This window comes from Streptomyces sp. HD, assembly GCF_028369295.1.
Classification (GTDB): domain Bacteria; phylum Actinomycetota; class Actinomycetes; order Streptomycetales; family Streptomycetaceae; genus Streptomyces.
Genome location: NZ_JAQMYP010000016.1, coordinates 50,983 through 73,211, shown reverse-complemented (window position 1 = coordinate 73,211; position 22,229 = coordinate 50,983). Strand labels below are relative to the sequence as shown.

18 protein-coding genes are annotated in these 22,229 nt (G+C 69.4%); 10 read left to right on the top strand and 8 right to left on the bottom strand.

The window, feature by feature from the left end; all coding sequences use genetic code 11:
* Positions 1-385: 385 nt before the first annotated feature.
* Positions 386-2,194, bottom strand: coding sequence for a fatty acyl-AMP ligase (locus POF73_RS17570; RefSeq protein ID WP_272116253.1), 1,809 nt, complete (start codon positions 2,192-2,194; stop codon positions 386-388).
* 71 nt (positions 2,195-2,265) lie between these two features.
* Positions 2,266-4,062: a fatty acyl-AMP ligase gene (locus POF73_RS17565; protein WP_272116250.1), complete on the bottom strand. Its 1,797-nt coding sequence runs from the start codon at positions 4,060-4,062 to the stop codon at positions 2,266-2,268.
* A 478-nt stretch (positions 4,063-4,540) separates the two neighbouring features.
* Here POF73_RS17565 and POF73_RS17560 point away from each other — a divergent pair, with 478 nt between their 5' ends.
* Complete coding sequence (locus POF73_RS17560; protein ID WP_272116249.1) at positions 4,541-5,743, top strand: beta-ketoacyl-[acyl-carrier-protein] synthase family protein; 1,203 nt, start codon at positions 4,541-4,543, stop codon at positions 5,741-5,743.
* On the opposite strand, the gene POF73_RS17555 is transcribed toward POF73_RS17560, so the two are convergent.
* Complete coding sequence (locus POF73_RS17555; RefSeq protein WP_272116247.1) at positions 5,707-6,483, bottom strand: LuxR C-terminal-related transcriptional regulator; 777 nt, start codon at positions 6,481-6,483, stop codon at positions 5,707-5,709. The two genes, POF73_RS17560 and POF73_RS17555, sit on opposite strands and share 37 nt — an antisense overlap.
* A gap of 382 nt (positions 6,484-6,865) precedes the next feature.
* On the opposite strand from POF73_RS17555, the gene POF73_RS17550 reads away from it, so the two are divergent.
* The 3 genes from POF73_RS17550 to POF73_RS17540 all read left to right on the top strand — a co-directional run bounded on the left by POF73_RS17550 (position 6,866) and on the right by POF73_RS17540 (position 10,717).
* Complete coding sequence (locus POF73_RS17550) at positions 6,866-7,855, top strand: AraC family transcriptional regulator (RefSeq protein WP_272116245.1); 990 nt, start codon at positions 6,866-6,868, stop codon at positions 7,853-7,855.
* Positions 7,856-7,951: 96 nt separating this feature from the next.
* On the top strand, positions 7,952-8,461 hold the full coding sequence (locus tag POF73_RS17545) for a TetR/AcrR family transcriptional regulator (protein WP_272116243.1): 510 nt from the start codon (positions 7,952-7,954) through the stop codon (positions 8,459-8,461).
* Positions 8,462-8,680: 219 nt separating this feature from the next.
* Complete coding sequence (locus POF73_RS17540; protein WP_272116241.1) at positions 8,681-10,717, top strand: helicase-associated domain-containing protein; 2,037 nt, start codon at positions 8,681-8,683, stop codon at positions 10,715-10,717.
* On the opposite strand, the gene POF73_RS17535 is transcribed toward POF73_RS17540, so the two are convergent.
* Positions 10,684-11,112 carry a secondary thiamine-phosphate synthase enzyme YjbQ gene (locus POF73_RS17535; RefSeq protein ID WP_272116239.1) on the bottom strand — a complete coding sequence of 143 codons (429 nt, stop codon included), beginning with the start codon at positions 11,110-11,112 and terminating at the stop codon, positions 10,684-10,686. The genes POF73_RS17540 and POF73_RS17535 overlap by 34 nt on opposite strands.
* 134 nt (positions 11,113-11,246) lie before the next feature.
* Between POF73_RS17535 and POF73_RS46235 the strand changes: the two genes are divergently transcribed.
* The 5 genes from POF73_RS46235 to POF73_RS17515 all read left to right on the top strand — a co-directional run bounded on the left by POF73_RS46235 (position 11,247) and on the right by POF73_RS17515 (position 15,326).
* Positions 11,247-11,330, top strand: coding sequence for a putative leader peptide (locus POF73_RS46235; protein WP_352340592.1), 84 nt, complete (start codon positions 11,247-11,249; stop codon positions 11,328-11,330).
* 123 nt (positions 11,331-11,453) lie between these two features.
* A complete protein-coding gene (locus POF73_RS17530) occupies positions 11,454-12,344 on the top strand; it encodes an ABC transporter permease (protein WP_272116237.1) in 891 nt (296 codons plus the stop codon).
* Positions 12,317-13,099 (top strand): ABC transporter ATP-binding protein, encoded by a 783-nt coding sequence (locus POF73_RS17525; RefSeq protein ID WP_272116235.1) that lies wholly within the window; start codon positions 12,317-12,319, stop codon positions 13,097-13,099. The genes POF73_RS17530 and POF73_RS17525 overlap by 28 nt, the downstream gene beginning before the upstream one ends.
* A gap of 25 nt (positions 13,100-13,124) precedes the next feature.
* Positions 13,125-14,150 (top strand): ABC transporter substrate-binding protein, encoded by a 1,026-nt coding sequence (locus POF73_RS17520; RefSeq protein ID WP_272116234.1) that lies wholly within the window; start codon positions 13,125-13,127, stop codon positions 14,148-14,150.
* Between the two features lie 114 nt (positions 14,151-14,264).
* On the top strand, positions 14,265-15,326 hold the full coding sequence (locus POF73_RS17515) for an NAD(P)-binding domain-containing protein (RefSeq protein ID WP_272116397.1): 1,062 nt from the start codon (positions 14,265-14,267) through the stop codon (positions 15,324-15,326).
* Between the two features lie 153 nt (positions 15,327-15,479).
* Here POF73_RS17515 and mltG read toward each other — a convergent pair whose 3' ends face one another.
* Both mltG and POF73_RS17505 read right to left on the bottom strand, forming a co-directional pair.
* Positions 15,480-16,331, bottom strand: coding sequence for an endolytic transglycosylase MltG (mltG, locus tag POF73_RS17510; protein ID WP_272116232.1), 852 nt, complete (start codon positions 16,329-16,331; stop codon positions 15,480-15,482).
* A 43-nt stretch (positions 16,332-16,374) separates the two neighbouring features.
* Positions 16,375-18,186, bottom strand: coding sequence for an ABC transporter ATP-binding protein (locus POF73_RS17505; protein ID WP_272116230.1), 1,812 nt, complete (start codon positions 18,184-18,186; stop codon positions 16,375-16,377).
* Between the two features lie 112 nt (positions 18,187-18,298).
* On the opposite strand from POF73_RS17505, the gene POF73_RS17500 reads away from it, so the two are divergent.
* Entirely contained in the window at positions 18,299-18,748 is a 450-nt protein-coding gene (locus tag POF73_RS17500) for a MarR family winged helix-turn-helix transcriptional regulator (RefSeq protein WP_272116228.1), read from the top strand.
* A gap of 178 nt (positions 18,749-18,926) precedes the next feature.
* On the opposite strand, the gene POF73_RS17495 is transcribed toward POF73_RS17500, so the two are convergent.
* The gene (locus tag POF73_RS17495) at positions 18,927-20,312 is read right to left on the bottom strand and encodes a cation:dicarboxylate symporter family transporter (RefSeq protein WP_272116226.1); all 1,386 of its coding nucleotides are present in this window, start codon (positions 20,310-20,312) and stop codon (positions 18,927-18,929) included.
* 176 nt (positions 20,313-20,488) lie between these two features.
* Positions 20,489-22,183, bottom strand: coding sequence for a peptide-N4-asparagine amidase (locus tag POF73_RS17490; protein WP_272116225.1), 1,695 nt, complete (start codon positions 22,181-22,183; stop codon positions 20,489-20,491).
* Positions 22,184-22,229 lie beyond the last annotated feature (46 nt).

Genomic DNA, 22,229 nt, shown 5'->3' with positions numbered 1-22,229 from the left:
CGTGCACCTTTCCGCTGCACGCCGCCCACTAGCAAAAACCGGCGTTTCCGCAGGTCAGAAGGTTTCTGCACACTTAGCAATGGTGGGGCGGGTGGGACTCGAACCCACGGCCGACGGCTTGCCGAGACTGCTACCGCTTACGGGGCTCATGAATGACCAGCAGCGCCGATTCACCTCACTGCGTTTAGCCGTTGCAAGACACACCGACACCGCCGGTGCATGTCGATCACCACATGCTGAAGGAGGAAGGGACGGGCCTGCGGCCTGAGCGCAGAGTGCCGACCGGCACCGGTTACCCGGCGCCGGGATCCTGCGTCGGCGTACCTGCACGGTGCCCTGGCCGGGCAAGGCCCGCCAGGGCACCGGATGCGCAGAGGACGCACCGTCATTCGATGAGGGCCGCCTCGAAGGAACCCCCGAGGTACCGGTCCCGGCTGTCGCGCCGTTGCAGCTTGCCGGTCGTCGTGAGCGGCAGCGTCCCCGGCTTGAGGAGGACGACATCGTGTACCTGGATGCGGTGTCCGGCATGGACCGCGCGCCTGATCTCCTGCTTGATCTCCTGGGCGATCACTTGATCACCGGTCTCGCCTCCGGCTGCCATCGTCGTCTCGGCGAGCACGATGAGCCGTTCGTGTGCGCCGTCGTCGACCGACACCGCGCAGGTACCGAACTCGCGGACTGCCGGGTGGCTGGCCTCAACGGTGGCCTCGATGTCCTGCGGGTAGTGGTTGGCACCGGCGATGATGATGACATCCTTTGCCCGGCCGGTGATGAACAGCTCCCCGTTCTGCACGAATCCGAGGTCACCAGTACGGAGAAACCGCTCCCCCGGCTGGTCGGGAATGGACCCCATGAAGGTCTCGGCAGTCTCCTTGGGAGCGTTCAGATACCCCGTTGCGACGCTCGGGCCGGATACGAAGATCTCACCCACCTCGTCCTCCCCGCAGGGCTTGCCTGTCTCCAGGTCTACGCTTATAGCCGTGCTCAACGGATGGATCGGGCCGCAGCCGACCAACTCCCGGCTGTCCTGTGCCGACGCGACTGGGCGCACCTTTCCGGCGGCGAGCGACTCGGAGTCCAGCCGCAGGACTTCCGGGGCCTGGCCGACCGGTACGGCCGTGACCATCACTGTCGCCTCGGCGAGGCCGTACGCGGGGGACAGCGCCTCGCGCCGGAAGCCGGCCTCCGCGAATGCCGCGCTGAAGCGGTCGAGCGTATCGGAGCGGACGGGCTCGCCTCCGACCAGCGCCATCTCCCAGCGGCTGAGGTCGAGTTCCCGGCGCTGAGCGTCCGTCACCCGGCGGACGCACAGGTCGTAGGCGAAGTTCGGCGCGCAGCTGTCCGCGCGTCCGAGCCGGGAGATGGCCCGCAGCCACGTGAGCGGACGCTGCACGAAGGTCATCGTCGGCAGCAGGGTGGCATCCCGGCCGGAGAAGAGGGGGTCGAGGACATTGCAGATGAGGCCCATGTTGTGGTGCGGCGGCAGCCACGACACCGCCGACGGTCGGGGCAGCCCGGCGTCGTCGGCAGACCGACGCGTGTTGTCGTATATCAACGACAGATTGTTCAGCACATTGCCGTGAGTGATCGCGACGCCTTTCGGCACGCCGGTCGATCCCGAGGAGTACTGCAGATAGGCGACCATCTCGGCGGCGGCCACCGGTGGGGTCCACTCCTGGGCCAGGTCCAGGCGTACTTCGTCGGTCGCCACCCGGTTGAGTTGGGCGAGCCCGTCGGTGTCGGTGAGGACGGGCTCCGCGGCGGCAAGCACGGGGCCGGTCGACAGGAACAGGGAGGGCTCGGAACTCGCGGCAATCGACTCCACCCGAGTCCATTTTGCATTGCTCCGCGTCCCGTCGAGCGGAGCCACCGGCACCGGAATCAGACCGGCATAGATGCAGCCCAGGAAGGCGACGTGGAAGTCCAGTCCCGGCGGGTAACTCAGCAGCACGCGTGCGCGCGCGGCAGGAACCTGCTGTCGCAGCGTCACGGCGACCGCCCGCGCCCGGCGGTCGAGTTCGGCCAGGGTCAGTGATTCTGATTCCTCGACACCGTCGCCCAGGAACACAAAGTTCTTCCGGTCGGGCTCGGCTGCCGCACGAGTGCGGCACAGGTCGATCAGCGTCGGCAGTGCGCCGTGCTCGCCGGCCACCGCCTCGGGCAGTCGGACGCCGTGCTCGGGATTGGTTCGCATATGACCACTCCAAACGGAGGAAGAGGAAGAAGGCGGCGGACAGTGCGCGCGCCCCCTGCATGGAGCGAGGTTCAGACTGTCGCGAACGCCCGCGCCCGGTACCTGGACCGGCACTGTGCGCGCTGCAACTTGCCGCTGGTGGTGAACGGCAGCGCACCGGCCTTGACCAGGAGGACGTCGTCGGCCCGGAGGCCGTGCCCGGCGAAGACGGCCTCCCGGACGGCTTCTTCGACCTCATCCGCCGCGTGGGTCGCGCGGGCACCTGGCGGAGTGTCCGGGACGGGGCCGGTCATGACGCGGTACCGGCTGTTGATCTCAGCCAGGACGACGAGGCGTGTGCGTCCGCCGTCCTCGGCGGTGAAGGCGCAGCAGCAGCCCTCCCGTATGGCGGGATGGCTTGCTGCTGCGGTCGCCTCGATGTCGTACGGGTAGTGCTGCATGCCCTCCACGACGATGAGGTCGTCCACACGGCAGGTGACGAAGAGCTGACCGCCGTCCAGGAAGCCCAGGCTGCCGGTGCGCAGGAACCGGCGGCCCTCGTGGCCGCGCACGGTGGCGTTGAACGTACGCGCTGTCTCCTTCGGGGCGTTCCAGTACGCGGCACCGATACTCGGTCCGGACGCCAGGATCTCCCCTGTCTCGTCCGGGGCGCACGGATCGCCGGTGGCCGGATCCACCACCGCGATGGTCATGGACGGGTGCACCTGGCCCAGGCCGACCAGCCAGCGCACCTCGTCCTCGGGTCCGGCTCGCTGCACCTTGCCTTTCGCCAGCGCCACCGCGTCGAACCGGCGGATCACCGGTTCGGGCTCCACCGGCCCGCCGCTGAGCATGACAGTGGACTCGGCGATGCCGTAACTCGGGAAGAACGCCTCGCGGCGGAAGCCGGCCGGGGCGAGCATGGCACTGAACTGGTCGATCATCTCTGCACGCACCGGCTCGTCGCCGACCACCGCGATCCGCCAGGCGCTGAGATCGAGGGAACGCACCTGCTCCTCGGAGACGCGCCGCAGGCACAACTCGTACCCGAAACCGGGTGCTGAACTGATGCCCGCCCCGCGTTCCGATATCGCGCGGAGCCAGTTGACCGGATGCTGGGTGAACGCCGAGGGCGGCATCATTACGGCGTCGTACCCGACGTAGATCGGCTGCAGGACCCCGGTGATCAGCCCCATGTCGTGGAACACGGGCAGCCAGGACACAACAGGCGGCAGCCGGTCGAAGTCGTCCGTGGCCCGGGTACCGTTGGCCAAGATCAACGAGAGGTTGTGCAGAACGTTGCCATGGGTGAGCTCCACACCCCGGGGCGGACCGGTCGTGCCGGAGGTGTACTGCAGGTACGCGATCGTGTCAGGGCCGATGCCGGGGGCATTCCAGCCATACGCGTCCGTCTCACTGATCTCGTCGGTCGCCACAGAGGTCGGCCGGCGTGGTGTGGAGATGTCCTTCAGCAACGCGTCGACACGGTTCAGCCTTGACCCGTTCGACAGCAGCACATCCGGTTGGCAGCTGTTGACGATTGCCCGGAAGCGCGCATACCGGTCGTCGACACCGACGCGCAGCACCGGAGGAGCCGGCACCGCGATCAGGCCGGCATACAGGCAGCCGAAGAAGGCGGACACGAAGTCCAGGCCGGGCGGGTAACTCAGCACGGCGCGGGCGCCCTGCGGGGCTTGCCTGCTCAGACGCGCCGCGATTGCCCTTGCCCGGGCGTCCAGTTGGGCGAGGGTGAGCGAGTCGGACTCTTCGAGGCCGTTCTCCAGGAAGGCGAACATCCGTCGATCCGGCTCCCTGGAAGCGCGATACCTGCAGAGCTCGACCAAGGTCGTCGGCTCCAGTCGGGATTCTGTGACGGCATCCTCTGACATCGTGGTCCTCCTGTTCGACTCGGCCATTGGCATTTCCCCTGCCATTTCCCCACTGAGCCGCCGGGACTTGGTTAAGTATTCAGCCATTGCTGTACGTGTGCGTCTTGGTGGTTTCCGCTCGAAGAGATGCTAAGTCGGCGGAGAAATATCGGGTATCCGCCGCGGGATGGGTCCATCCCCCCTACCGGAGGCGAGTTCGAGTAGGCCGGAAGACGGATGAAAGCCATCCTCCGGTCGCCGTCACGGTTCGGTCCGTCGGCCGTTACGGAAAGTGCCTCGTACTGGATAACGTCATGACGACGGCCAGTCGACGACGAATGGCCCGTATCCAAGGGAGAACGTTTCCCCAGAAGGCTTCAGAAAGGGAACCTCGATGTCCTACGACGCATCTGACGACTACTTCTTGGGTTATCCGAAGCTCCCCGAACTCCCCGATCTCCCCGGTCGCCCGGACGGGGAGGTCCTGGGTACGACCGGCGTGGTGGTCACCGGTTTGGGAATGACCACGCCGCTGGGCGGCGACGTCCACTCCACCTGGAAGGCGCTGCTCGCCGGCGAATCCCCGATCACCGTGCTCGACGAACCGTGGTCTCGCGATCTGCCCGTACGACTGGCAGGTCGGCTGAGTCAGGAACCGACCGAGGTACTGGACCGGGTCGAGGCCCGACGGATGGACCGCTGCCAGCAGATCGCGATGGTGGCCGCCCGGCAGGCATGGGCCGACGCCGGCGCGCCCGAGGTGGCGCCGGAGCGGCTGGCCGTGGTGATCGGCACCGGTCTCGGCGGCGGGGGGACGCTGGTCGACCAGCACGACGTGTCGTTGGCCAAAGGGCCGGGCCGCGTGTCGCCGTTCGCGGTGACGATGTTGATGCCCAACGGTTCGGCCGCCGCCGTCAGTCTGGCTCTCGACGCCCGGGCCGGCGCCCACGCGCCGACCAGCGCCTGCGCCTCCGGAGCGGAGGCAATAGCCATGGGGCTCGCCTTACTGCGGGACGGGCGGGCCGATGTCGTTGTCGCCGGCGGCACCGAGGCATGCATCGGCCGACTGTCCATGGCGGCTTTCGCCCGCATGGGAGCCCTGTCCGGCCGTCATGAGGACCCTCAGAACGCATCGCGGCCGTTCGACAGTGCCCGTGACGGCTTCGTCATGTCCGAGGGCGGCGGCGCCGTCGTGCTGGAGCGGACCCAGTTCGCGAAAGCTCGTGGCGCGCGGATGTATGCCACGCTCGCCGGTACAGGGATGAGCTCCGACGCGCACACCATGACGTCTCCGTCAGCGGACGGTCAGATCAGTGCGATCCGCGAGGCCTTGCGCTCCGGCGGCCTCGGCCCGCAGGACATCGTTCACGTCAACGCCCACGCTCCCGGTACGCCCGTCGGTGACCGTATCGAGGCGGCGGCATTGCTGGAATCGCTCGGTCCGCATGCTCTGGTGACGGCGACCAAGTCGATCACCGGCCATCTCATAGGCGGGGCCGGCGCGATCGAGGCCATCTTCACGGTCCTGAGCGTCTTCACCGACGTGATTCCCGCGACCAGAAACCTCGACGACAAGGATCCCGAGGTGAAGGTGGAAATCGTCACGGGAACCCAGCGGCGCATCAGGGTCACCGCGGCCATCTCGAACTCCTTCGGTTTCGGCGGTCACAACGTGGTCCTCGCATTCACCAAGCCCGCCTGACCACGGGCTCGGGACGGGCGGCCGGAGGACAGGGGGCCTGCCGCGGCCTGTTTGGCCCGCGGTGGCTGGGGCAGGTGCACGAGACCGCTCCGCTGGGCCATCAGCGCCGCGTGCATCCGGTTCGGCAACTCGAGCTTGGCGAGGATGCGCGAGACGTGGGACTTCACGGTGGCGAGCGTGACATGCAGCTCGTGGGCGATCTCCTGGTTCGACCTGCCCATGGCTATACCGCAGAGAACTTGGGTCTCGCGGCCGCTCAGGCTCGCCAGGGCGACCGCGTGAGACCGCTCATGTGGCGGCGGCAGAATCTCGAACCGATCGATCAGCCGTCGGGTCATCGTGGGGCACAAGAAGGCCGCGCCGTCAGCAACCGCACGGACAGCTGAGATCAGCTCGTCCTGGCTGGCACTTTTGAGCAGAAAACCACGTGCGCCCGCCTTCAGCGACCCGAGCAGATGGCTGTCAAGGGCGTTGCTGGTCAGGACAATTATCCCCGGCGCGACTCCGGGTACTGCCGTCCCCAAGGGCCGGGCGAGTTTCCGGACAAATTCGCATTCGGCATCCACGAGGATGACCTGCGGTCGCCGCAGCTCGGCCATGCGTAATGCTTCCTCACCGACCCTCGTATCGGCGACCACCGTGATATCCGGCTCCTCCCCGAGGGCCTGCCGGAATCCGCGGCGCACGAGATCCTCATTGTCGACCAGCATTACTTCCAACGCTCTGAAGTCGTCCATCATTCGCTCCTCCCGTGCAATTTGGAAGTGCCCCCGTTGCCTTCGGTAGCCAGCAACCGGAACTGTGCGTTTCACGAGCTGTGCTCGAGAATGTTTTCCGGTGCAGCGGTCGCGCACGTGAGGACCGCGGGCCGCGCCGAGCGCTACAGACAGCGGTGGCTGATAACGCGTGCGCCCCCTGGCCCGCACGCACATCCCGACTAGGCTGAATGGGAGCCTACGGCGGGATCCGCCGCATCGATCCCTTCCGATGCTAGGGGGATTGGCAGTGCTGGTTCCAGGCAATGGCGGCCATGCTGTTGGCCGTTCCGGCCACAGGGCGGCGGCCGACGAAGTCTCCACAGCTCCACGGCTGTTCACCCGAGGCATCGCAGGTGTGCGCGCGATGGTGGACGTGGGCGTCGAGCGTGGAGTGCCCGTACCGGCATGCCTCGACGGCAGTGGTGTGGACGAGAACGCTCTTGCCGACGATGCCGCACATGTCCGGGCCTGGCAGGAGCTCACTGTGGCGCAGAACCTGGTCCGCGCCACGGGCGACGCTCCCGGCCTGGGGCTCGAGGTCGGCAGCCGGATTCCGCTGCGTACGTACAGCGTGTTGGGCTTCGCACTGCTCGCCAGCCCGACGCTGCGCGAGGCCGCGGCTGTGGGACTGCGCTACCTGGAACTCACCTTCGCCATGGTCGGGATCCACCTTCAGGAGGACGGAAACGAGGTCCGTCTCGTCCTGGACGACGGGCTGGTGCCCCCGCCCGTCCGGCACTTCTTCATCGAGCGGGAAATAGCCAATATCCGGGCCATCCTCGACACCATTGTGGGCAGGCCCTTCACCCCCCTCCGGCTGGATCTGCGCTTTCCACGGCCTGAAACGTCCGCGCCGTACGAGACGTTTGACGACGTGCCCATCGCCTTCGGGGCGCCGCGCAACGCGATCGTCACCCTCGCGGCGGTACTGGAGCAGTCGCTGCCGCAGGCGGACCAGCACACCATGCAGGTGTGCGAACGCGAGTGCAGGCTCCTGCTGGCCCGGCGCACCGACACCGGATTCGCAGCGCGGGTACGGGAACTGCTCATGCAGTGGCCGGACGGCATCCCTGACATGGGCGTTGCCGCAGCCGCGCTGCACGTCTCCACCCGCACTCTGCGCCGGCATCTGGCGGTGGAGGGCACGTCCTACCGGCGTCTGGTCGACGCAGCGCGGCACACGCGTGCTGTCGAGATGCTGTCCACCCTCGGACTCGGGGTCGACCAGATCGCCATACGTCTCGGGTACGCCGACGCAGCGGCATTCATCCGCGCTTTCCGCCGGTGGACTGGTGCGACCCCCGGTGCCTACCGAACGCGATCAGTACGCAACCTGTCGAGGGCCCACGAGTGAAGGACGGCCCTGCTGCCTCTGTGGGGTGGTGCGTCATGTCGGCCATGTACGCCGTGGTGATCGCCACCGCTGCGAGCCTCACTGCACTGCGACGTGATGTCACCTAGGAAACCCGCACTATTGCGGGACGGCGGAGGCGATCAGAAGCCCCGCGAGCACCTGATCGCCGTTGCTGCACGCCTCATCGCCGAACACGGGAGCGTGGACCTGACCGTGCGCGGCATCGCCCGCGAGGCCAAGGTCGCCGACGGCGTGTTGTACAACCACTTCGCGGCCAAGGAAGAACTCCTCGCCGAAGCCCTGCACGCGCACGTCACGACCGTCATGACTGGCGCCGGTGAACCGCCGGTGGCCGGTCGGAGCACCGTCGAGGACAACCTCCGTGACTACATCACCCGCGGGCTCGATGTGCTCACCCGTATTCTCCCGGTCTTCGCCGGACTCATCTCCCAGCACAAGATCTTCGCTCGTTTCGCACCCATGCATGCTCCCCGCATGGGAGCAGGGCGCGACGGTCTGCGAGCCGCCCTGTCCAACTACCTCCGGGACGAGCAGCAACTGGGCCGACTGGCTCCGCAAGCCCGATCGACGCCGCGGCCACCATGATCCCTCTCGCCCTTCGGAACCGTTCCCCCTCCGGCTTCTCCAGTTGCCACGGGGGCGACTTCGCGGGGAAGAACCAGTGCGGCCCGTCCGCGAATCTCTGACGACGGCACCGACGGCACCCGCCGGATGCGCCGTGCTTGGAGGCCGTACGGCACAGCGCGTCTCGCCCGGCCTGCCGGCGCGAAGCGTGGCGTTTCCCTCGACGAGGTGCACTGATCAGTGAAGTCCGGTAAGTCGACCCTCGCAGCATGGCTCCACCGCCTCGACGCCGAACACTTGGAGCAGGTACTCGCGGCACGGCCGGACGCCGTGTCCCCGCCGGAACCCCGCTCGGTGAGCGAACTGGCCGAACGCCTGCAACGCCCGGGCTCGGTCGCGCTCGCGCTGCCCCGGCTCGCACTGCCCGCACTGCAGGCAGCCGAAGCACTGGCGTCACTGAGTGCGCCGGCCTCTCGGGACGTCCTGGCGGACCTGCTGGACGCGACGGAGGACGAGACCGCACACGGCCTGGAAGCGGCGCTCCAGACGCTGTCCACGCATGCGCTGGTCTGGCTGGACAACGAGGGAACACTGCGCATGGCCGCGCCCCTGCGGCAGGCGTGGGACACACCGCTCGGACTGGACCAGCCGCTGGCGACGCTGTTGAAGGACACGACCTCCGAGGAGTTGCGCCGCATGCTCACGGCTCTGGGCGTGCGGCCTCCCGGCACCAAACCGCAGCGCCTCGCGACGCTCGTGGAACACCACAGCGACCCGGCACGTGTCGCCGCGGTGGTCGCACAGGCACCGGCCGACGCCCGGAAACTGCTGGAACGCAGGGCGGACCCCGCGTACCGGCCGCAGGCATTCGTCCTCTTCGGGGGCCAGTCCGCCCCTGAACCGGGTGCGCACTGGGCGCTGGAGCGGGGACTGCTGGTCCAGGGGCGGTACAGCTACGGCCCCGTACGGATGCCCGCCGAGGTGGTGCTCGCGCTGCGCGGGCCGGGCTGGCATGCTCCGTTCGCCCCCGCGCCGCCCGTCACGCTGCTCGTACCCGTCAGCCCGGCGGAGGTCGACACTGAGGCGTCCGCCGCGGCCACGGCATTCGCCGCCCACGCCGCCTCGGTCCTGTCGGTGTGTGCGACGGCTCCGCCCGCCCGGCTGAAGTCCGGCGGCGTCGGAGCCCGCGAACTGGCCAGGATCGGCAGGGCGGCACGCTGCGAGGAGACCGTCGTACGCCTCACCCTTGAGACGGCGTACGAGGGCGGTCTCTTGGCCCGTGACGGTGACCGGGTCGCGACGACGGACGCCTACGACACCTGGGCCGAGTCGGAGCCCGCAGAGCGGCTCCCGGTATTGCTGCACGCCTGGTGGGCACTTGGGCTCACCCCCTCGCAGGCCCGCGACGGCGACAACAAGGCGCTGCCCGCCCTGGCCGGGGCCCCGCCCTGTGCCGGCTGCCTCCAGGCCCGGAAGGGGCTGCTCACCGCCGCTTCCCGTCTCCCGGCCGGGCAAGCCGCGAAGAACTCGGCCGAACTGGGTCCTCTCACCCACTGGTCACGGCCGCTCGCCGAGGTGCTGTCACAGGACGCGACGCCGTTCGCCACCGTGATCGGGGAGGCGGAACTCCTCGGCGTGCTCGCCCGCGGCGCGCTGTCCCCGATCGGCGCCGCTCTGCTGGCCGACAGCACCGAAGGACTGGCCACCGCCTGCCACCGCTTGCTTCCCGCCGCCACCGCGACGGCCCGCTTCGGCGGCGACCTGACCGCCGTCGTCACCGGCACACCCGCCGCACGGCTCGTCACGCTCCTGGACTCGGTCGCCGATCGGGAGGCCGGCGGCACGGCCTCGGTGTGGCGGTTCAGCCCGGCGAGCGTTCGCCGCGCCCTGTACGCCGGCCGTAGCCCGGACTCCATCGAGGCCGACTTGGCCGCCGTCACCGCCAACCCGCTGCCCCAGCCCCTGTCCTACCTGATCATGGACACGGCACGCAGCCACGGCCGGATCCGCATCGCCTCGGCCGCCTGCGTCTTCCACGGCGAGGAACCCACCCTCCTCACCGACATCGCCGCCCACCGCAAACTCTCCGAACTGGGCCTGCGGCACCTCGCCCCGACCGTCCTCGTCAGCCGCACCCCGCTGGAGAAAACCCTCGCCGCACTGCGGACCGAGGGATACGCGCCGGTCGCGGAGACAGCCGACGGAACCGTGCGCGTCGAACGACCCCGCAGCTTCCACCAGCCTCAGGAACCCGCAAGGAAGGTCAGCCGAACCTGACGGTTGGCGTTGTCCTTGTTCGTGTCGACCAGGCACACCGACTGCCATGTCCCGAGCTCCAATCGGCCGTCCAGCACCGGCAGCGTCGCGTGGGGTGGGACGAAGGCCGGGAGGACGTGGTCGCGGCCGTGGCCGGGGCTGCCGTGGCGGTGTTGCCAGCGGTCGTCGGCGGGGAGGAGGGTGTGCAGGGCGGCCAGGAGGTCGTCGTCGCTGCCAGCGCCCGTCTCGATGATCGCGATGCCTGCCGTGGCGTGCGGCACGAAGACGTTCAGGAGGCCGTCGCGGCCGGCCGCCGCCTCCCGCAGGAAGGCCACGCAGTCGGGGGTGATGTCCACGACCCGCTCAGCGGAACCGGAGGCGACGTTCAGTACTCGGGTGGTGAAGGCGTCTGACATGCCTTCCATCCTCGCCCATGCCGCGGAGTTCACCCGCCAGGAGACGGCGCGGTGGTGGTCGAGCGGTGATACGCAAGGTCCACTTCGCGAGACACCGTTGACCGTCACCGCGCCATCTGGCTACTTTCAACGGCATGTTGCGTTCAGTCCTGCTCACCACGCGCGGTCATATCGACCTGCTGCGGGTGGCCTCCGCCGCGTGTCGCCGCGGCCGCTGACGCCCCTCCCCTCTCTCCTCGCCTCACTCGCGCCTCCCCCGCGCGTACCCGCCCGGTCCTGACCTGACCCGGCGGCGCTGACGCGCGTTCCTCACCGACCGCTCATCGCCCCCTGGAGCACTCATGAGCATCAGCCATGCCCCACCCAGCTCCCCCGAGAAGGATATTCCCCTTAAATCCAATTTTGCGGATGACTCAACGCCGATCTCCGTAGACCTCGTCCCCCTCCTCCCCGCCTCTTCCCGCCGCACCCGCGTCCCCCGCTGGCTGCGCCGCACCACCGGCCCGGTCCTGCTCCTCCTCCTGTGGCAACTGCTCACCAGCACCGGCGTGCTGACCGCCGACGTCCTCGCCTCGCCCGGCCGTATCGCCCAGGTCGGGAGCGACCTGATCGCCGACGGATCGCTGCCCTCGGCCATGGGTACGTCACTCCAGCGCGTCGCCGCCGGGCTGGCGCTCGGTACCGTTGTCGGGACCGGACTCGCCCTCGTCTCGGGCCTGTTCCGGATCGGCGAGGATCTCGTGGACGCGCCCGTGCAGATGCTGCGGACCGTGCCCTTCGTCGGGCTGATCCCGCTGTTCATCATCTGGTTCGGCATCGGCGAGGCGCCCAAGGTCGCCATCATCACGCTCGGCGTGACCTTCCCGCTCTACCTCAATGTCTACGCCGGAATCCGCGGCGTGGACGCCCAGCTGATCGAGGCCGGGGAGTCCCTCGGGCTGTCCAGGTGGGGGCTGGTACGGCATGTCGTACTGCCCGGTGCGCTGCCCGGCGCCCTGACCGGCCTGCGCTACTCGCTCGGCATCGCCTGGCTGGCCCTGGTCTTCGCCGAGCAGGTCAACGCCGACTCCGGCATCGGGTTCCTGATGGTGCAGGCACGGGACTTCCTGCGGACCGACGTGATCGTGGTCTGCCTCATCGTCTACGCCTTCCTCGGCCTGCTCGCCGACTTCATCGTCCGCTCCCTCGAAAGGCTGCTGCTGCAATGGCGACCGACGTTCACGGGCCGGTGAGCCCCGAGGCCGTACCGGCCACCGAGCCCGCGCGCACAGCACCGGCCACGCAGGCCGTGCACGTGGCGGAGCTGACCCGCTCCTTCGACGGGCGTGCCGTCATCGACCGGCTCCGACTCGACGTCCGGCCGGGCGAGTTCGTGGCGCTGCTCGGCCGCAGCGGCTGCGGCAAGTCCACGCTGCTGCGCGTCCTCGCCGGGCTCGACCGCGACATCGAGGGCACCGTGCTGGTGCCGCGTCGCAAGGCCGTCGCCTTCCAGGCACCGCGGCTGATGCCGTGGAAGAAGGTGTGGCGCAATGTGCTGCTCGGCCTGCCGGGCAAGCCCGACCGCACGGTCGCCGAGCGGGCACTCAAGGAGGTCGGCCTGGATCACCGTACGAACGCCTGGCCCAAGACGCTCTCCGGCGGTGAGGCCCAACGCGCCTCCCTCGCCAGGGCGTTGGTGCGCGAGCCCGATCTGCTGCTGCTCGACGAGCCGTTCGGCGCGCTCGACGCGCTCACCCGTATCAAGGCCCAGCGGCTGGTCGGTGAGTTGTGGCAGCGGCGCGGTTGCGCGGTCCTGCTCGTCACGCACGACGTCGAGGAGGCCGTACTGCTCGCCGACCGTGTCCTCGTGATGGACGACGGGGTCATCGCGCACGAGCAGCGCATCGACCTCGACCGCCCCCGCGACATCGCCGACCCCCGGTTCGCGGAACTGCGCGCCGAACTCCTTCACCGGCTGGGCGTCGACGCCGCCGCCGAAGCCGCCTGATCACCCACCCGAGAACGGAACCACCATGCGACGACGCCTCGTCCCCGCCGCGCTTCTCCTCCCCCTCGCGCTTGTGCTCACCGCCTGCGGCGGGAACTCGGCGGCCGACACCTCGACGGACATCGACGGCCAGGGCTCCCTCACCCTGAACGTCGGTGACCAGAAGGGCGGTTCGGAGGCCATCCTGCGCGCCGCCGGGGAGCTCAAGAACCTCGCCTACAAGATCAAGTGGTCCACCTTCACCTCCGGGCCGCCGCTGCTGGAGGCCGTGAACGCCAAGGCCGTCGACATCGGTGGCGTCGGCAACACCCCGCCGGTCTTCGCGGCCGGCGCGGGCTCAAAGATCACGGCGGTGGCGGCCTTCAAGGGCACCTCCAAGGGCGACGCGATCCTCGTGCCGAACGACTCGAAGCTGACGAAGCCCGAGCAGCTCAAGGGCAGGTCGATCGCCGTGGCACAGGGGTCCTCCGCCAACTACCAGCTGGTCGCGTCCCTCAAGAAGGCCGGGCTGAGCCTGAGCGACGTCAAGGTCAAGTACCTGCAACCGGCCGACGCGCTGGCCGCGTTCAGCGCCGGCAAGGTGGACGCATGGGCCGTGTGGGACCCGTACACCTCGCAGGTGCTCCTGTCCAGGCAGGGGCGGATCCTGACGACCGGCGACGGGGTCACCAACGGTCTGACCTTCCAGGTGGCGGCGCCCTCCGCCCTGCGGGACAAGAAGAAGGCCGCGGCGATCAAGGACTACCTGGAGCGGCTGCGGCGCGCCACGACGTGGGTGCACGACCACGAGGAGGAGTGGGCCAAGGTCTGGGCGAAGGACACCGGACTGCCCTACGACGTCGCGCTGGCCTCGGTGAAGCGCACCAACGCCACCCGGATATCGGTCGCGGTCGACAAGCCGCTCATCGCCTCCGAGCAGGAGATCGCCGACACCTTCACCGCGCTGAAGCTCATCCCGAACAAGGTCGACTTCGGCGACTTCGTGGACACCCGGTACAACGGCGGTCTGCCGCCGTCGACGACTGCTGCGCATGCCTCGGAGGGTTCGTGACGCGCCGCACGCTCACGCCCCGCGACGGCACCCGGTCCGGTGTCGGGGAAGATCCGCGAACCCGGGGCTGTTAGTGGAAGCGTGAACAACACTGAGGCGGTCAAGGCAGTCGGCATGGTCGACGTGGTCGTCATAGGCGCTGGTCAGGCAGGACTCTCCAGCGCCTACCACCTGCGGCGCACCGGTTTCGAACCGGACCGTGACTTCGTCGTCCTCGACCACTCCCCCGGCCCGGGCGGCGCCTGGCAGTTCCGGTGGCCTTCATTGACGTACGGCAAGGTGCACGGGATGCACGCGTTGCCCGGCATGGAGCTGACCGGTGCCGCGGCCGAGCGGCCGTCGTCCGAGGTCGTCGCGGAGTACTTCGACACCTATGAGCGGACCTTCGACCTGCGGGTTCGGCGGCCGGTCGACGTGCAGGCCGTGCGTGAGGGCCCGGACGGGCGGCTGCTCGTCGAGAGTTCGGCGGGGACCTGGGCGACGCGGGCGCTGATCAACGCGACCGGCACCTGGGACCGGCCGTTCTGGCCGCGCTATCCGGGGCAGGAGACGTTCCGGGGGCGGCAGTTGCACACCGCGCAGTACGCCGGGCCGCAGGAGTTCGCCGGTCGGCGGGTCGTCGTCGTGGGCGGCGGCGCCTCCGGCACCCAGCATCTGCTGGAGATCGCCCCCTACGCGGCCGCCACCACATGGGTCACACGGCGCCCGCCCGTCTTCCGCGAGGGCCCGTTCAGCGAGGACGTGGGCCGGGCGGCCGTCGCTCTCGTCGAGGAGAGGGTCCGGCAGGGACTGCCACCGAAGAGCGTCGTCTCCGTCACGGGACTGCCCCTCAACGACGCGGTCCGGCAGGGCCTCGCGGACGGGGTCCTGGACCGGCAGCCCATGTTCGACCGGGTCACACCCGACGGTGTGGAGTGGCGGGACGGGGGCCGCGTGGAGGCCGACGTCATCCTGTGGGCGACCGGTTTCCGGGCCGCCGTCGACCACTTGGCTCCGCTGCGGCTGCGCGAGCCGGGCGGTGGAATCCGGGTGGACGGGACACGCGCCGTCGCCGATCCCCGCGTCCACCTCGTGGGCTACGGCCCGTCCGCCAGCACGATCGGCGCCAACCGGGCCGGGCGCGCGGCCGTACGGGACATCAGGAGGTTGCTGGCTCAGGAGCCGGTCGCCGCGTAGCGCTCCGCGGGAAGGCCGTGCTGAGAAGTGCCGCGCTGTGTCGTCGGTCCTCTGCGGTTACGTCGTGGCTGGTCGCGCCCACGCGGAGCCGCGCATCCATACGGCCCGCGCCCCTTCGGCTCGCTGCCGAACCGCAACGACCGGCCCACCGGATCACTTCCCCGCCCGCGGGCTCGCCTTCTGGTGGGCGTTGAACGCGGCGACATTGCGCTGGTGTTCCGCGTAGTCGGCGGTGAAGCGGGTGTCGCCCGGCTTGACCGTGACGAAGTACAGCCAGTCACCCGCGGCCGGATTGATCGCGGCGCGCATCGCCTCTTCGCCCGGGTTGGCGATCGGCGTGGGCGGCAGACCCATGCGCTGGTACGAGTTGTAGGGGCTCTCGATCCGGGTGTCGGCCTCGGTGGTGCGCAGCGTGGAACGGCCGAGCGCGTAGTTGATGGTGGAGTCCATCTGCAACGGCATCCCGCGTTCGAGCCGGTTGAGGACGACCCGCGCCACCTTGCCCATGTCGGCCCTGCTGCCGGCCTCCGCCTGCACGATGCTCGCGATGGTGACCGCCTGATAGACGTTCATGGCATTGCGCTGGGCGCCGGCCGCGATGGGGGCGCCCCCGAACTTCTTGTTGGCGGTGTCGACCATGGCCGACAGCAGGGACTCCGGCGTCGTCTTCTTGCCGTCCTTCTGCTCCAGCGGATACGTCGCCGGGAAGAGGTAGCCCTCGGGGTTGCCCTCGGCGTCGTTCGGCAGCTTGAGGTCGAGCTTGCGGAGGGACTTCTTCGTGGCACCGCCCGGCAGGTCCAGGGCCTTGTCGACGGCGTCGTACACCTGGCTCGCACGCCAGCCCTCCGGGATCACCAGCGAGGTGGGCTTCGCCTTCTCCTCACCCGTGCTCAGCAGCGGCACCGCCACGGCGGTGCCGGCCACGACGGCGCCGGCGGCGATGAGAGCGATACGGCCCCGGCGCGTCAGTCGAATCGTGCTCCGTGACGGAGTGTTCAGGTACATGCGGGAACGGTAACCCGCACATGGTCACAAACCCGGCATAACGTCACCCCGTCGGCTCCAGTTGGGCGTCCCGGCGGACCAGCCCCGCGTACCGTCCCTCCCGCTCCAGCAGTTCCTCGTGCGTACCCCGTTCGGCCACCCGCCCCGCGTCGAGGACGACGATCTGGTCGGCGCCCCGAATGGTGGACAGCCGGTGCGCGATGGTGACCGTGGTGCGGTTGGCGGACAGGGCGTCGATGGCCTGCTGGACGGCGTGTTCGGTGCGGGTGTCCAGTGCGCTGGTCGCCTCGTCGAGGATGAGCACGGGCGGGTCGCGCAGGATCGTACGGGCGATGGCCAGGCGCTGTTTCTCACCGCCGGAGAAGCGGTGTCCGCGTTCGCCGACGACGGTGTCGTAGCCGTCGGGCAGGGCGGCGATGTGGTCATGGATCTGGGCCGCCTCGGCCGCCGCGTGCAGTTCCTCGTCGGTGGCGTCCGGCTTGGCGAAGCGCAGGTTGTCGGCGACGGAGGCGTGGAAGAGGTACGTCTCCTGCGAGACGACGCCGACGGCGCGGGCGAGGGTGTCGAAGTCGAGGTCGCGCACATCCACCCCGTCGAGGGTGACCCGGCCGCCCGTCACGTCGTACAGGCGCGGCACGAGATGGCCGAGCGTCGACTTCCCGGCGCCGGTCGGGCCGACGACCGCGAGGCTGCCGCCCGCCGGGACGGTGACGTCGATGCCGTCGATGATGGCGCCACTCCTGGCGTCGTCGCTGTCGTAGCGGAACTCGACGTTCTCGAAGCGGACCTCGCCCTTGACGCGGTCCAGGTGGACCGGGTTCTCCCGCTCGGTGATGTCGATGGGCAGGTCGAGGTACTCGAAGATGCGCTGGAAGAGCGCGAGCGAGGCCTGGATCTGGACGCCGGTGGACAGCAGGCTGACCGCCGGACGGAACAAGCCCTGCTGGAGCGAGACGAAGGCGACGATCGTGCCGATCGAGACCTGCGGGCCGCCGAGTTGGAGGGCCATGCCCGCGGTCCAGTAGATGAAGGCGGGCATCGCGGCCATGACGATGGTGATGACCGCCATGCGCCAGCGGCCGGCCATGTTCGACTTCACTTCGAGGTCGACCAGCCGCTCGGACTCGTCGGCGAACGCGGAGGTGAGCGAGTCGGAGCGGCCCATGGTGCGGCCGAGCAGGATGCCGCTGACCGAGAGCGACTCGGTGACGGTGGCGGCCATCGCGGCCATCTGCTTCTGGCGCTCGGTGGTGATCTTCTTGCGCTCGTTGCCGACGCGGCGGCTGATCCAGACGAAGACCGGGAGCAGGAGAAGGGACACGACGGTCAGGCGCCAGTCGAGGGCGATCATCGCGATGATCGTGGCGACCACGCTGGTCAGATTGGAGACCAGGGAGGTCGCGGTGGAGGTGACGGTGGCCTGCATGCCGCCGATGTCGTTGGCGATGCGGGACTGGACCTCGCCGGTGCGGGTCCGGGTGAAGAAGGCGAGCGACATGCGCTGCAGGCGGCCGTAGACGGCGGTGCGCAGGTCGTGCATGACGCGCTGGCCGACGGTCGTGGAGATCAGGGTCTGCAGTACACCGAAGACGCTGGTCAGGACCGCGCTGAGGATCATGCCGAGCGCGAGCAGGCTGAGCAGGCCGGTGCGGCCCTCGGGGATCGCGACGTCGAGGATCGCCTTGAGGAGGAACGGCGTGGCGACGCCGACCAGCGACGCGGCACCGACGAGGAGGCCGACGACGGCCAGGCGTCCACGGTAGGGACGGAAGAGTTTCAGGATGCGGCGCACCTGCCGGGGTTGTTCCTGCTGCGCGGCGGGTGGCGTCCAGGCGTGTTCGTGGTCGGGGTGCATGGGCTCCTACGGGAGGTGAGGTCACGCCGCAGGACGCGGCGATACGGACTGACGGAGCTTAGCTCATTGTTACCTACGCTCACAATGCACATAGTCCTGATATTGTTCCCGCATGACCACCCCCGATCCCGACGGCCCGCTCGCCGAGCAGCTCCTGCGCTTCACCCGCCGGGTGCACCGGATCCAGAAACGGCACCTTCAGGAGTGCGGCCTGGGGGTCACCCCGGCGCAGTCCCGTCTGCTGCGCACCCTCGCGCACTACGACTCGCCGCCCCGGATGGCCGACCTCGCCGAGCGCCTGGAAGTGGTCCCGCGAGCCGTGACGACGCTGGTCGACGGACTGGAGGCGAGCGGGAAGGTACGGCGGGTGCCGGATCCGACGAACCGGCGGGTGATCCGGATCGAGCTCACCGACGACGGGCGGGGGGCCCTGCGGGAGCTGCACGGTGCGCGGCGGTCGGCGGCGGAGGAGATTCTGGCGCCGTTGACGGATGAACAGCGGTCGGTGCTGGGCGAGTTGCTGGACACGCTGATCGATGGGGCTGCCGTGCGGGGGTGCTGAGCGCGAGAGGCCGCGGCCACCGCTCCGGATTACCGGAGGGTGGCCGCGGCCGGGGCTGTTGCGGTGACTGCGGCTTGAGCTTGGCTCAGGGTGCGGCTGTGGTTTGGCTGGGTTTGTGGCTGCGGTTTGGCTGGGATTCAGGGCTGGGGTTGTGGCTGCGGCTGTGGCTGTCTGAACGTCAGCCGGCCTCGGCGGCCGTCTCCCTCTTCAGCCCGGACTTCTTGAGCTCCGCCTTCTCCGGCTCCCCCGGCTCCTCGTCCTCCAGCTCGACCACGATCTCGCCGTCCAGGACCTTCTTCGCCCGCTCCCTGTCCAGCGCGCCCTCCCAGCGGGAGACCGCGAAGACGGCGACGCAGTTGCCGAGCAGGTTGGTGACGACGCGCATCGAGTCCATGATGCGGTCCACGCCGAGGAGCAGAGCGACGGCTCCGGCCGGGATGGCGCCCAGCGAGGACGCGGTCGCGGACAGGGCGAGGAACGCCGAGCCGGGGATGCCCGCCATGCCCTTGCTGGTCAGCATCAGCACCAGGACCACGGTGATCTGCTGGCCGAGGCTGAGGTCGACGCCCACGGCCTGGGCGATGAACAGCGTGCCGATGGACAGGTAGAGCGAGGCGCCGTCGAGGTTGAAGGAGTAGCCCGTGGGCAGCACCAGACCCACGGCGTCGTCACGGGCGCCGGCCTTGCGCAGCTTCTGCATCACCCGCGGCAGGACCGACTCGGTGGACGCGGTGCCGAGCGCGAGCAGCATCTCCTCACGGATGTAGCGCAGGAACTTCCAGAGGCTGAGCCCGGTGACCGCCTTCAGGGCGACGGCGAGGAGCACGATGAACAGCGCCGCGGCCGCATAGCACAGGATGATCAGCTTGCCGTAGGTCTCGATCACACCGAGCCCGTAGTTGCCGATGAGGACGGCCATCGCGCCGAACACCGCGATCGGGGCCAGCCGCATCACGAAGCCGACGATCGCGAAGATGATCTCCTGGGCCTGCTCGATGGCCGGCAGCACCTGCGGCACCTTGGTCTGGCCGAGATGCAACAGCGCGGCGCCCACCAGGCAGGCCAGGATCAGCACTTGCAGCAGCGAGTTCTCGGCGAAGGCACCCATGAAACTGGTCGGAAGGGCGTTGAGCACGAAGTCGGCGGTGGAGGGCAGGTGTTCGCCGCCCGTCTTCGCGTCGACCGCTGAGGCGTCGAGCGAGGACGGGTCGACGTTCATCCCGGACCCGGGCTGGACCACGTTGGCGGCGAGGAGCCCGATGACCAGCGCGAGCGTGCTCGCGACCTCGAACCAGATCAGGGCCTTCAGCCCGATCCGCCCGAATGCCTTCAGGTCACCGGCCTTGGCGATGCCGACGACGACCACGCAGAACACCAGCGGCGAGATGATCGTCTTGATGAGCCGGATGAATCCGTCGCCGAGCGGCTGGAGATCCGCGGCGAATCCGGGCCACAGCTTCCCGACGACGATTCCGAGCACGATCGCGCAGGCGACCTGCGCGAAGAGAGAGGTACGCAGCATGCGTGCGACGCGTCGCGGCAGGGACGGTACGGACGGCGGCACGGGGCACTCCTTGGGGACGACGACACACAGAAGTCCCCAGGGACGGGTGGGACTTCTGCGATACGGAAAGCGCATTCCGTGCCGATCACTTTGCGGGTGATGTTGGTCCCGCACAAGACCCCCGTGTTGCATCCGTGTAAATCACGCACCGGGTGACGCATCGCACACACCCCGTCTCAGCAGCCGCCGCGATCCTCGGTGAGCACCCCTTGGACGCTGGTCAGAGCGCGGTCGTAGCAGCCGCCCGAGCCGTACGACCGGTAGCGCTCACGGGTCGTGCCGACCGCGTGCCGCTGGTCGCGTGGCACGTTCATCGTCCAGGCGGCGTCACCGGTGTAGGTGTCGTCGAGCCGCGACCAGGCGGTCCGTCGCCCCTCCTGGGTCGCCACGGCCATGGCCCGGTCACCGAGGGTCAGCACGGTGCGCAGGCGGTCGCCCGCGCCGATCGTGGTGGTGCCGTCCATCGTGTACGTCCGCTGCGCACGGGTCGTTCGGGCCGGGCCGCGTCCGTCGACGGTGGTCGCCTGGTCGTCCGTCCAGGTGGCGTCGAGGGCGTCCAGGTTCTCGCCGTCGGTCCAGCGGTGGACGGAGGTGTTGGTCAGCGCGCGGCGGACGGTGGTCGTCACCCGGCCGTGCGAGGTGTCGACATAGCCGGCGACGGTCAGCCGGTGACCACCCAACGTGTCCACCCGGTGCTCCGAACCGGGCGTGTACGTCGAGGAGTTGGCGAGGTCGCCGGCCTGGTGCGCGGTGAGCTTCCCGGTGACGTGCACGCGCTTGGCGTCCTGCCAGACGAGGACGTTCACGGGTGCGCTCCAGCCGCTCTGCCCCTCGGGGACGCCGGCGACGGAGACCTCGACGCGGTGCGGGCGGCCGTCGTTGAGGAGGCCGGCGAACGGGGTCAGGTCGTATTCGATCGGCTTGACGTCGAAGGCGCGCGGTCCCGGGACGACGTACCAGAGGAAGGGGTTGGACCAGCCACCGGTCCACACGTGCGGGAACGGTGCGGCGATTCCGGCGAGTTGGCCGTCGACCTTGATCTGCACCTCGCGGTAGGGACCGCCGGACGCCTTGCAGGAGTACGGCGCCTGGTCGGGCACCGACAGGTACCAGTACTCCTCGCAGCCGCCGCCGGAGCCGGTGGCGTACACCTCGGCGACGATGCGTTCGCTGTTGCGCGGGGTGGTGAGCGTGCCGTTCTGGAGGGTGAGGACGCGGTCGGGGGTGGCGGTGGGGCGGTCGGCGATGCCGATGGGGCTACGGGGGGTGGGGGCCGGGCGGCCGGGTGTCTTGGTGGCGGAGGTGAGAGCGGGGGCGGGGGCGGCGTAGAACGTCAGCGTGACCTTGACGTCGATGATGCCGGTGTAGGTGTCGTCGACGACGTTCCCGATGAGCATCTCGACGTCCTGGGCGCGGCGGAGGGTGTCGCTGTAGCGCGTGACGTCCTTCTCCACGGACCACTGGATGCCGTCGGGTGACGGCTCGGGAGTCGACGTACGGAAGATCTCGACGCCGCCGACGTGCAGATAGCCGAGCCGGTCGTACTGGCGGCCCTTGACCTTGCCGTCCATCCGCAGCACGACCTTGCTCCAGCGGGCGCCGCAGCCCTCGGGCGGTACGTAGGCACCCTTGTACGGGGTGAAGTCGCGGAACTGCGCCTCCGCCACGGTGACTTGGCAGGACCTGCCGGAGGGTCTGTCGACGGGTGGGGCGGCCGTGATGGGGTCGTGCCAGTCGGTGCCGAACTCGGCGGGCACGTCGGCCGGTTGGGCGGCCGGCGCATCGGCCGGTTGGGCGGGGGTCGCCCCGAGCAGCGAGCCCGCCAGGAGGGTCGCTCCGGCGAGCATGGACATGACGATCCGTCTCTTCATGGCCGGTGTTCTACGGGGAGTCGGGCATCCGCCGCAATGAGGCCTC